8 protein-coding genes and 2 pseudogenes are annotated in these 10555 nt (G+C 66.8%); 1 reads left to right on the top strand and 9 read right to left on the bottom strand.

Going from position 1 to position 10555, the window contains the following annotated elements; translation table 11 throughout:
• The 4 genes and pseudogenes from MAXJ12_RS13565 to MAXJ12_RS13550 form a co-directional block, all read right to left on the bottom strand.
• A partial coding sequence (locus MAXJ12_RS13565) for an SAM-dependent methyltransferase (RefSeq protein WP_008836460.1) occupies nucleotides 1-315 on the bottom strand: 315 nt, incomplete at its 3' end.
• Nucleotides 312-479, bottom strand: a pseudogene (locus MAXJ12_RS38825) (cobalamin biosynthesis protein); the annotation flags it as partial. The gene MAXJ12_RS13565 and the pseudogene MAXJ12_RS38825, both read right to left, overlap by 4 nt.
• A 288-nt stretch (nucleotides 480-767) precedes the next feature.
• Nucleotides 768-956 (bottom strand): annotated as a pseudogene (locus MAXJ12_RS13555) (cobalamin biosynthesis protein); the annotation flags it as partial.
• A complete protein-coding gene (locus MAXJ12_RS13550) occupies nucleotides 953-2182 on the bottom strand; it encodes a bifunctional cobalt-precorrin-7 (C(5))-methyltransferase/cobalt-precorrin-6B (C(15))-methyltransferase (RefSeq protein WP_008836458.1) in 1230 nt (409 codons plus the stop codon). The pseudogene MAXJ12_RS13555 and the gene MAXJ12_RS13550, both read right to left, overlap by 4 nt.
• A gap of 253 nt (nucleotides 2183-2435) precedes the next feature.
• Here MAXJ12_RS13550 and MAXJ12_RS13545 point away from each other — a divergent pair, with 253 nt between their 5' ends.
• Complete coding sequence (locus tag MAXJ12_RS13545) at nucleotides 2436-3203, top strand: cobalt-precorrin-6A reductase (protein WP_008836457.1); 768 nt, start codon at nucleotides 2436-2438, stop codon at nucleotides 3201-3203.
• On the opposite strand, the gene MAXJ12_RS13540 is transcribed toward MAXJ12_RS13545, so the two are convergent.
• Genes MAXJ12_RS13540 through MAXJ12_RS13520 form a run of 5 tightly spaced genes read right to left on the bottom strand, consistent with a single transcriptional unit; the run spans nucleotide 3167 to nucleotide 10511 of the window.
• Entirely contained in the window at nucleotides 3167-3931 is a 765-nt protein-coding gene (locus tag MAXJ12_RS13540; RefSeq protein WP_008836456.1) for a precorrin-3B C(17)-methyltransferase, read from the bottom strand. The genes MAXJ12_RS13545 and MAXJ12_RS13540 overlap by 37 nt on opposite strands.
• The gene (locus MAXJ12_RS13535; RefSeq protein ID WP_008836455.1) at nucleotides 3928-4659 is read right to left on the bottom strand and encodes a precorrin-2 C(20)-methyltransferase; all 732 of its coding nucleotides are present in this window, start codon (nucleotides 4657-4659) and stop codon (nucleotides 3928-3930) included. Before MAXJ12_RS13535 ends, MAXJ12_RS13540 begins: the two co-directional genes overlap by 4 nt.
• 2 nt (nucleotides 4660-4661) lie before the next feature.
• Nucleotides 4662-5291, bottom strand: a complete 630-nt coding sequence (locus MAXJ12_RS13530) for a precorrin-8X methylmutase (protein ID WP_008836454.1) — start codon at nucleotides 5289-5291, stop codon at nucleotides 4662-4664.
• Entirely contained in the window at nucleotides 5251-6852 is a 1602-nt protein-coding gene (gene cobG / locus MAXJ12_RS13525; RefSeq protein WP_008836453.1) for a precorrin-3B synthase, read from the bottom strand. Before cobG ends, MAXJ12_RS13530 begins: the two co-directional genes overlap by 41 nt.
• Complete coding sequence (locus MAXJ12_RS13520) at nucleotides 6849-10511, bottom strand: cobaltochelatase subunit CobN (RefSeq protein WP_008836452.1); 3663 nt, start codon at nucleotides 10509-10511, stop codon at nucleotides 6849-6851. The genes cobG and MAXJ12_RS13520 overlap by 4 nt, the downstream gene beginning before the upstream one ends.
• Nucleotides 10512-10555: the final 44 nt, after the last annotated feature.

The raw sequence follows: 10555 nt of genomic DNA, 5'->3' as shown, positions 1-10555 counted from the left end.
CGTGTAGGGGATGGCGTGCTTTTCGAGCCGGCGGATCTGTTCGGCCACCGCGCTCCACACGGAAAGATCGCCCGAATGCAGGCGCGCCACATCGTGGCCGGCCTGATGCGCGGCGACATACTCGGCCTCGATCTCGTCGAGCGACATCGGCGCGGTGTCGATCAGCTTCGCCCCGGCTGCGCAGTAATTCAGCAACTCCGGCGAGACGATCGATCCGGCATAGAGGCAGACGGGGCAGCGTTCCAGCAATTTGCTGCCGCGAACGGTGATGAGGTCGGCCGCTCCTGGGCCGGCGCCGATGAAATGAACCGTCATGCCGGGTCTCCCGATGTTGCGATCGCGCAGGTGACCGGGCCGACCACGATGCGCGGGCCAAGCAGCCACGCGCCTTCGCCCGCGGCCGCGAGCGCAGCCGCCTCGGAGACCGAGGGCGTGCCGGCGAGGGACTGGGACAGCTCGGAATGGGTGAGGGTGCTTGCGCCCTCGTTCTTCCTGCCGGGGGCACGGCTATCGCTCGGATCGTAAGGTGCGGCGTTGATGCCCCCCTCCCCCTTGAGGGGAGGGATAGAGGGTGGGGGTATGATGGCGGGATCCGGTCTTCGCAAAGGGGTGTCAGCTTGCTGACGATCGACTTGTTGTTGACCCCCACCCTCTATCCCTCCCCTCAAGGGGGAGGGAGTCGTGAGCGTCTCGCTTGAATCACCTGCGATGTCGATTGGCGGAATAGGCCATGCGAAGCTGCGGCCATTGCTGTTTTCACCCTCCACCACAACCACTGTCAGCCCAAGCTCCCGCCCTGCTGCAAATATCGCCTCCTCGTCCCGCTTGAACGTTGTGGTCGCCAGCGCCGAAAGCGCGCCCATGGCGAGCCCGTGCGTCTCCAGCGCCGCTTCCACGGCGGCAATCACCTGCGCCACGCTCACGCCTTTGCGGCAGCCTATGCCCGCGACGATCATGGCTTCACCCACGACCATTGCGTCACCGGCATGGCCGGCCGCCAGCCCTGCATCGTGCCGACGGGAGCGGCGCGGGAAACCGCAATGCGCGTAAGCTCGCCGCCAAGCTCGACCTGCCGCGCCAGCAGAAGCGCCTCCATCTCGAGCGTGACGGCGTTGCCGATCAGCCGGCCGCCGGAGGGCAGGGCGGCAATCGCTGCTTCCATCACGCCCCGTCCGGTTCCGCCGCCGCCGATGAAGACCGCGTCAGGCGTTTCCAGTCCGGCCAGCGCTTCTGGCGCGCGGCCTTCCACGATGGTCAGGCCGGGAACACCGCAGGCTCTCGCATTACGGCGGATGCGGGCGGCGCGATCCTGCTCGGCTTCGATGGCGATGGCGCGCATCGAGGGATCGGCGAGCATCCACTCGATCGAGATCGATCCAGAACCCGCGCCGATGTCCCACAGCAGTTCGCCGCGCCGGGGGGCCAGCGCCGCCAGTGTCATCGCGCGGATCTCGCGCTTGGTGATCTGGCCGTCATGCTCGAACAGATCATCAGCCATGCCGGGCGTTAGCGGCAGGATTCTCGCATCGCGCGACGAATCAATTTCCAGCGCCAAGACATTGAGCGGATTTATTTCTTCCAGACCGAAGTCATCGGCACGCGCCGAGCGCAGCCGCTCGTTCGGACCACCCAGCGCTTCAAGGACGGTAAGCCGGGTCGTGCCGAAGCCCAGGTGCGTCAGCAGTTTTGCAATCGCCGCCGGACCATCGGCATCGGAGGTCAAAGCCAGGATGCGCGTTTTTGGATGCAGGAGCGGCCGGATCAGCTCGATGGGCCGGCCATGCAACGAGATCGTCTCGACATCCTGCAGCGCCCAGCCGAGCCGGCTTGCGGCCAGCGAAAAGGCCGACGGCGAGGGAATCACACGTATCTCGCCGACAGCAACATGACGTGCCAAAGTCGTGCCGACGCCATGCAAAAAAGGATCGCCGGAGGCCAGCACGCAGGTATTCCGGCCGCGCAACGCCAGCACATCGCGCATTTCCGGATCGAACGGCGTCGGCCACGCGCGCGCTTCGCCCGTCACCAACGGAGCCGCCAATGCAAGGTGCCGCTTGCCGCCAAAGATGATCTCCGCATCGGCAATGCAGCGCTTGGCCTCGTCGCCAAGACCGTCCACACCGTCCTCGCCGATGCCGACGATGGCGAGCCATTTGGAGGTGGGCTGTAGGTTGCTTGTCATGTCAGGCCGCAACCCGTCGAGCAGCCTTAAGAACCCCCTCACCGTCCGCTTCGCGGCCACCTCTTCCCCACTTCGTAGGGGAGAGGAAACGCAGCGTTCGCGACTGGCGATTCCTCCCCCCCGGGCAGGGGGAGAGGTGGCCGCGAAGCGGACGGTGAGGGGGTGCTAAACGCTCGGCCTTAACTGTTTTCGCTGACGTGGCGTCGGGAAGCGGGTAAGGCGAGGGGACGAAGTTCAACGAACATATCTGCGCATGCTCCAAAAAATCCTCATCCTCGGCGGAACCACCGAAGCCCGGCAACTGGCCGGCAAGCTTGCGCAGCGCGGTGACGTCTCCGTTACCCTGTCGCTTGCCGGGCGGACGGAAAGTCCTGTCCCGCAGGGCGTGCCGACGCGCAGCGGCGGCTTTGGCGGGATGGAAGGACTGGCCGCTTATCTGCGCAAGGAGCAGATAAATCTGCTGATCGACGCCACGCATCCCTATGCCGCCAACATTTCGCGCAACGCCGCCGAGGCGGCGCGGATGGCTGGCATTCCGATCTTGGCGCTGCGCCGTCCCGCATGGGAGCCGGCTGAAGGCGACCGATGGACGCTGGTCGCCGATGCGGCCGAGGCGGTGCAAGCACTCGGCGCGGCGCCGCGAAAGATATTCCTGGCGCTCGGGCGGCAGGAGATTGCCGAGTTCGCGGCGGCTCCGCAGCATGCCTATGTCATCCGCAGCGTCGATCCGGTCGAGCCGCCGCTCGACGTGCCGGATGCGACCTACATTCTGGCGCGCGGTCCGTTTGCCGAGGCGGACGAGCTTGAACTGCTGAAAACTCATCGCATCGACGCCGTCGTGGCAAAGAACAGCGGCGGCAGCGCAACCTACGGCAAGATCGCCGCGGCGCGAAAGCTCGGCATCGACGTGGTCCTGTTCCGCAGGCCCGCTTTGCCGGATGTGCCGGCTGGGACAAGCGTCGGCGAGGTGCTGGCAATGGTCGATCATTGGCTGGAGCCGGCCGAAAAACGCGGCGTATAAACCAAAGCGGGCCGCTCGCCGCGTTCGATGATCTTTGTCTCGGGCGAGCCGATGATGACGCAGGTGGCCATGTCGGCCTTTTCCGGGTCGGCTTTCGAAAGCGGAAACACTTCGATCCGCTCGTCAGGACGACCGGCGGCGTGGCCGAAGATCACCGGCGTCGTTGCCGGCAAGATCCCGCGCAGCGTCTCGAAGGCGCGGCCTAGCTGCCACGGGCGGGCCTTGCTGATCGGGTTGTAGAGCGCGATGACGAAACCCGCGCCGGCGGCAGCCAGCAGCCGCTTCTCGATCAGGTCCCACGGCTTCAGATTGTCCGACAGCGAAATCGCGCAGAAATCATGGCCGAGCGGCGCGCCGATGCGGGCCGCCACCGCGAGCATTGCGGTGACGCCGGGCACTATCGTCAGGTCGACGGCGCGCCACTCCTTCGGGCCGGCTTCGATCGCCTCGCAAACGGCTGCGGCCATGGCGAAGACACCGGGATCGCCGCCTGAGACCACGGCGACCTTCGCGCCTTCGGCCGCTTTCTCCAATGCTGCCATGGCCCGCGAAAGCTCCTCGCGATTGTCGGAAGCGATGCGGGTCTGGTCGGGCCGCAGGTCCAGCCGGTCGACATAGGGTCCGTAGCCGAAGAAGAACTCGGCCTCCGCCGCCGCGCGGCTTGCCTGCGGCGTGATCTGGTCGGCATTGCCGGGGCCGAGCCCGATGACGAAAATCTTTCCGGTCACGGCCGTCCCGCCCAGCCGGCAACCAGCACGATCGAGAAATAGGGTGCGTCGTCGTCCGCCTTGTCAGCAAGCGGCATCGAGGCGGTGTTCGCCATCGTGCCGCGCTCGACATAGACGGCGCGGGCGAGCTTGCCCGTCGCCTCGAGCGCCCTCCGGATTTTGGGAAGGTTGCGGCCGACCTTCATGATCACCGCCGCATCCGTGTCGGCGAGTCGGCGCGTCAGTTCGAATTCGCTCATCGTGCCTGGCAGGACCGAAAGCACGTCGTCGCCCTGGACGATCGGCAGTCCGGCCTGCGACCAGCAGCCCGACATGGCGGTGACGCCGGGAATGACCTCGGTCGGATAGCGATCGGCGAGGCGCACGTGAAGATGCATGTACGACCCATAGAAAAGCGGGTCGCCTTCCGACAGAACCGCTACCATTCTGCCGGCTTCGAGGTGCTCCGCGACTTTGTGAACAGATTCCTCGTAGAAATAGGCTATCGCGGAGCGGTAGTCATTGTGATCCTTATCTATTTCCGTTGTCACGGGATAGACGAGCGGCAATTCTATGCACGCGGGCCGCAGATGCGCGCCGACGATTGCGCGCGCATTGCCGTTGCTGCCGCGCTTGGAAAAATGCGCCACCACGTCGGCCTTGGCCAGCGCGCGCACCGCTTTCAGCGTTAAAAGTTCGGGGTCGCCAGGCCCGGTGCCGACGCCGACCAGGCGGCCTTTTGCGTGCATATTCAAAGGCCTGGCCTCGCTAGTGCATTCACGGCCGCAGCCGTGATGGCGCTGCCGCCGAGGCGCCCGCGCACGATGGCATAGGGCACGCCATAGGAATTTTCGGCGAGAGCGTCCTTCGATTCGGCGGCTCCCACGAACCCGACCGGCATTCCGATAATCGCCGCCGGCTTCGGCGCGCCGTCGCGCAGCATTTCCAGCAGATAGAACAAGGCCGTCGGCGCGTTGCCGATCGCGACCACCGAACCGGCCATGCGCTCGCCCCAGAGGCGCATCGCGGCGGCGGAGCGGGTGTTGCCGATTTCCCTTGCGATTTCAGCCGTTTGCGGATCGCGCAGGGTGCAGATCACGTCGTTGTCGGCCGGCAGGCGGGCGCGGGTGATGCCACGCACGACCATTTCGGCATCGCAGAAGATCGGCGCGCCGGCGATCAGGGCATTTCGCGCCACGTCCACAAATCCTTCAGAGAAAACAAAGTGTTGCGCCGCCTCGACCAACCCGCAGGCATGCACCATGCGCACCGCGACATCGGCCTCGGCCTCGGAGAAGCGGCTGAGATCCGCCTCCGCGCGGATGATCGCGAAGGAGCGCTCATAGATCGCCGTGCCGTCGTGAATGTAATCGTAAGCCATTGTTATCCTTGGTGAAGGCTGCCGCGACTTGGGTTTCGCTCAGCCTCGCAAGACAGGACGCGGTTGTTTCTCCCGGCCTGCGCTGATTTCGGAGAAGTTCGGCAATCCGGCCAAAGCCGCGCGCGGCTTCATAGCCCGGCGTGTAGGCCGCCGGAAGCCCCTTGGCCGTTCCCGAAACGACAAGTCCGGCTCCTTTTTCGCCGCCGACCAGCGTCAGCGATGCTTCAGCCGGATGGGCGCAACCCTTGGCGCAGCCGGAAATGTGGAGGGAAAGGGACGAGTTGAAGATGTCGACCGATGTCCTTGCGATTTCTTCAGCGATCTTTCGCGTTGCGATGTGGCCAGACGCGCAGGCGGGCGCGCCGGGACAAGCAGCGATTTTCGTTCGCGGGTCGGTGGGATCGGTGACGAAGCCAAGCGAGGCGGCGACGCTCCGGAGTTCGGCGCAGGCGGGTTCGGTCAGGCCGATGACGAGTAAAGTGCGGCGCGGGGCGAAGCGGATTTCGGAAGCGCCGAGCGAGACGGCGGCATTTGCCAGCGCGATGAGGATTTCGGCCGGCATGCTGCCGAAGGGCAGGGCGATGGAGAGGGCGTGTTGGCTTTCGGTAAGGAGGAAAGTGCCGATGGGAGCAGAAGAATCGCTGACGGTTCTGGAAAGATCTGGTTCGGCGAGCGCCGGTTGACGTTCGGGCTCGACGTCGCCCCCCTCTGTCCTGCCGGACATCTCCCCCACAAGGGGTGAGATCAGCAGCTTCGACGTTCCTGCTACTCTTTTGGCTGCACCCAATCTCGCTGATGCGTTGAACGTTGGCGAAGGCGGAGATGACAGCCCAATCTCCCCCCTTGTGGGGGAGATTTCCGGCAGGACAGAGGGGGGCAACGTAGAGCGTGAACTTTTCGACGCCAGCGCCAAGGCGGCCAGATGCGCAGGTTCCATATCTTTCGCCCGCCCATCCCGTCCGAGCGCAGCGATGGCGTCGAGGATCGCAAGCGTGGCGCCGACGGCGGCCAATTCGGGCAACGATGCGAGCGGGCTGGCTGTGCGCCCGTCGCCGGCAACCGCCAGTCGCCAGAGAACATCCCCATCCCGCCGTTCGGCCACCAGCCTGACATCCGCTAACACCGTGTCCATGCTCAACCGGCCGCCGCCGTCGACAACGACGGACACCTTCGGGCCGAGGCGGTTTCCCAGCCCGGCAGCCTCGATGCCCGCGCGGATGCGCTCGGCCAGCGGACGCGGGTCGGCGATTTCGTCCGGGTCGAGACCTGCAAGCGGCCCGGTTTCCACCGGCACGCCGGTTCGCACTTCGATGCCGAGCGCATCGACTTCGGCGGCCAGAAGCGGGACGGATTCGGCGGTCAGGCCGCGTATCTGCAAGCTGCCGCGCGCGGTGACTTCCATGATCCCGTTGCCGTGGCGCGCGGCCGATTCGCACAAGCCGATCAGCGCGTTCGGCGAAATACCTCCAGTGACCGGGTTCAGCCTGACGAGCAGGCCGTCGCCGGTCTGCATCGGCGCGGAAAGGGCCGGACAGGCACCACGGCGGGAGAAGTGGTTCATTCCGCCGCCTCCGCCGTCTTCGGGCGCGCGCCTTGCGCTTCGGCGATCAATGCCGCGAGGTCGTCGTCGATGGAATTGCGCAGCGGGTGCCACAGGCCACGCCGGCGCGCCGAGGCGAACCGTTCGGCAATGACTTTTGCGGCCGCCGGGTTTTCGCGGAGGATGAAGGCGCGGACCTTTTCGTCGCCGAGATAGGCGTCGTGGACTGCCTCGATCAGAGCGCCGGGAATGGCGTTGGTGGTTTCGGCGAAGCCGATGAGCCTATCGACGGTCTCGGCAAATTCGGACGCACCGCGCGGGCCGTGCCGCATCTGGCCGTCGATGAAGCGCGGGTTGGTCGCGCGGGCGCGGACGACGCGGGCCACGGCTTCGGTGAGCGAGCGGGGGCGCGGGCGCGCCGGGTTGGTGGTGTCGAGCACGATGACATCGGCGTTCCTGCCCAAGGCGGCGAGCGCGGCCGAAAAGCCGCCGATGAAGGCGACATCGGCCGAGCCTTCGAGAATGTCGCGGCCGGGGTCGTCGCCGGTGTGCACCAGCAGGTCAGCCTCGGCGATCCGCGTGGCGAACGCGCCCGGCGCCGAAACGCCTTCACCGCCGGCGCCGCCATAGGCGTGGGACGTGGCTTCCAGATAGGCGCGGCCGATTTCCTCGCGCGTCTGCCAGTCGCCGCGCGCCAGCATGTCCTCGGTGCCGGCGCCGTAAGTCCCGGGGGAGGAGCCGAAAATGCGCGAAGGCGCCTTTCCGGTGACACGGGCTTCGGCGGCGAGCGGGTTTTCGGAAGCCTCCTCGGCGCGCGCGGCGACGGCGGCAGCGGCCGCGTCGATCAGCGCGATCTGGGTCGGGAACATGTCGCGGAACAGGCCGGAAATGCGCCAGGTGACATCGACGCGAGCGCGGCCGACCGTTGCAGGAGGCAGCACTTCGATGCCGGTGACGCGGCCGGTCGCAGAATCCCATTGCGGACGGCAGCCCATGAGGAACAGGCCCTGGGCGATTTCCTCGCCGCCGGTGCGCAGCGAGGCGCTACCCCACAGATCGATAACCAGCGAGCGCGGCCAGTCGCCGTGATCCTGCAGGTAGCGGCGCAGCATCTCCGCGGCTGCGGCGCGGCCAAGGTCGAAGGCAGTCGGCGTCGGCATTGTGCGCGGGTCGGCGGTGAACAGATTGCGGCCGGTCGGCAGAACGTCGGTGCGGCCGCGCGCCGGCGCGCCGGCCGGGCCGGCGGTGATGTGACGGCCGTCGAGGGCGGAGATCAGCGCGTCGCGTTCGGCAGCGGCGCTTTGCCGGCGCATGGCGTCAGACTCATCGTCGGGCGCGCGGCCATAGACGTGCAGGCCGTCCTTGATGGCGAAATCCTTGAGGTCGCAGAGCCAGGCATCGATGCGGCGCAATGCCTCGTCGGGCGCGTCGGTTTTCGCCACGCCGGCTTCGGCGGCGAGGCCGGTCTTTGCGGCGGTTTCGACGATCAGTTTTGCGAGCCGGTCGCGGCGGCGGCGGTCGAGGCCGTCGGCCTGCGCGTATTCATCGACCAGGCGCTCGAGCTTCTGCTGGTTTTCGTCGAGACCGGCCTCGGCCAGCGGCGGCGGCAGGGGGCCGAGGGTGACCGCCGCTATGCGCCGCTTGGCCTGCGCTGCTTCGCCCGGATTGCTGACAATGAAAGGATAGATGACCGGCAGGGGGCCGGTGACGATCTCGGGAAAACAGGCGCTGCTCAGCGCGACCGTCTTGCCCGGCAGCCATTCCAGCGTGCCGTGCGCGCCGACGTGGATAATGGCGTGGATGCCAAGCGATTTGCGCAGCCAGAGGCCGAAGGCGAGGAGCGCATGGCTCGGAGGCAAAGTGGGGTCGTGATAGTCGGCGCGGCGATCGGCGGAGCGTCCGCGATCAGGGGCGAGCGCGACTGTGATGTTGCCGAAGGTGGCGGCGCGGAAGGGGAAGGCTGGCCCATCAGGGTCGCATTGCTCAGCTTCTGAACTGGGCTCCCGCCTATCACCCTTACCCGCTCCCCGTAAGGACGGGGAGCGGGGGGCGTCGGCGTTGGAGCTTCCCCTTCTCCCCGTTCTTACGGGGAGAGGGTCCCGGAAGGGGGATGAGGGGCGGTGCGGCGCATCAGGAGCACCAATTATCTCAGCTTCTGCCGTGCCCCATGCGGCTTCGACGGCCCTGCGCGCTTCGCAGGGCAAATCGGCGGAGAGCTGCGTGTAATCCTCGAGGCTCAATCCATGGCCGCCGACGTTCAAAAGGTCTAGCAGCGCGCGAGAATTTTCCGGAATTCCTTCAACGCCATAGCCCTGTTGCTTCAGGTCGTGCAGCATAGCGAGCACGCTTGCCGGCACGTCGAGGCCGACGGCGTAGCCGGTGCGACCGGGCGCGCTGGGGTAGTCCGGGATAAGGACCGCGAGCTTTCGCTTCGCACGCGGCGTTTGCTGCAGGCGGATAAAGGCGGCGATCCGCTCGCCAACCTGGGCCACCCGGTCGGGTTCGGGGCGGTTGGCGAAGGCCTTGAAGGCGAGGGCGGCGTCGGCCTCGATCTCGGCTTTGAAGGCGATGGCGCCGGCGAGGATGCGGCCGTCGAGTTCTGGCATGACGACGTGCATGGCGAGATCGGCCGGGGCGAGGCCGCGCTGGCTTTCCGCCCAGGCCTCGCGCCGGGTCGTGGCGACGATGACCTGGAAGACGGGCACGCCGGCGCGGTCGAACAGGGTTTCCACGCCGGGCTCGGCGCCGGTCGCGAAGGCCGTGGCGGTGATGATTGCGGAAGGCGCGAGATCGGCGAGGGCGGTTTCGACGAAAGCGACGGAGGTCGGGTCCTTCAGACTGGAGACGAATATCGGTACGGGGGTCATGCCCCGCTCGCGCAGCGCGTGGACCAGCGCGTCGATCGGGGTGACATCAGCGGCGAGCAGCATCGATCGGTAGAAGAGGATCGGGATGATGGGGGCGTCTCTTCCGTCTCCCCGTTCACGGGGAGAAGGTGCCTCGAACGGGCGGATGAGGGGCTGCGCAAGCCCGGCAAATGTAGGCTCCCGCCCCTCATCCCCCTGCCGGGACCTTCTCCCCGTGAACGGGGAGAAGGAGCCTGTCTTGTCCACCGTCTCCACCACACCTGTGCCGGGCGGATAAAATCCCGCCTTCGGCACGGAGACGGGCGCGCTCGCTACGGCATCGCAACCGGCGAGCGCCGATAGCCGTTGCACAAGGCCGCGCATGTTTTCCGGGCCGCCTTCGCGGAAATAGCCGAGCAGGGCGTCGAGTTCGGCGCGCGGCAGGGTCGAGCATTCGATGAGGCGGAGATCTTCGTCGCGGCATTCGCCGGGGAGCAGTGCCAGCTTGATGCCTTTCTCCTGGGCGGTTGCCGCCAGCCGGTCGCAGCCGTAGCGCCACCAGTCGTAGCCACCGAGAATGCGCACCAGGATTACTTTCGCGTGGGCGGCGACGCTGTCGATCCAGAGATCGACGGACATGGGATGGCGCAGGTCGCGCAGCGCGGCAAGCCGCATCGAGGGCAGGTTTGCAGTGTCGGCTTTCCACGCCGCCGCCAAGCCGGCCAGATCGCTGTCCGTGAAGGATAGCGCCACGATATCCGCCGGCGACTGCCGCAGATCGACAGGCTCGACGAGATCGTCAAGCGAGGCGGATGTCGTGGTGAGGATGTGCATGGCCGAGCTTCTACCCCGCCAGGATTTGCTCGATGGCGGGCCGG

It is taken from the genome of Mesorhizobium alhagi CCNWXJ12-2, from assembly GCF_000236565.1.
Classification (GTDB): Bacteria; Pseudomonadota; Alphaproteobacteria; order Rhizobiales; family Rhizobiaceae; genus Allomesorhizobium; species Allomesorhizobium alhagi.
Note: the sequence above shows the minus strand (reverse complement) of the source record. Positions and strands in the feature narration are given on the sequence as shown.

Excerpts from the sequence above, each read along its gene's own strand:
- MAXJ12_RS13550 (WP_008836458.1), bottom strand. The coding sequence starts at position 2,182 with ATGACAAGCAACCTACAGCCCACCTCCAAATGGCTCGCCATCGTCGGC.
- MAXJ12_RS13545 (WP_008836457.1), top strand. The coding sequence starts at position 2,436 with ATGCTCCAAAAAATCCTCATCCTCGGCGGAACCACCGAAGCCCGGCAA.
- MAXJ12_RS13535 (WP_008836455.1), bottom strand. The coding sequence starts at position 4,659 with ATGCACGCAAAAGGCCGCCTGGTCGGCGTCGGCACCGGGCCTGGCGAC.
- MAXJ12_RS13530 (WP_008836454.1), bottom strand. The coding sequence starts at position 5,291 with ATGGCTTACGATTACATTCACGACGGCACGGCGATCTATGAGCGCTCC.
- cobG (WP_008836453.1), bottom strand. The coding sequence starts at position 6,852 with ATGAACCACTTCTCCCGCCGTGGTGCCTGTCCGGCCCTTTCCGCGCCG.
- MAXJ12_RS13520 (WP_008836452.1), bottom strand. The coding sequence starts at position 10,511 with ATGCACATCCTCACCACGACATCCGCCTCGCTTGACGATCTCGTCGAG.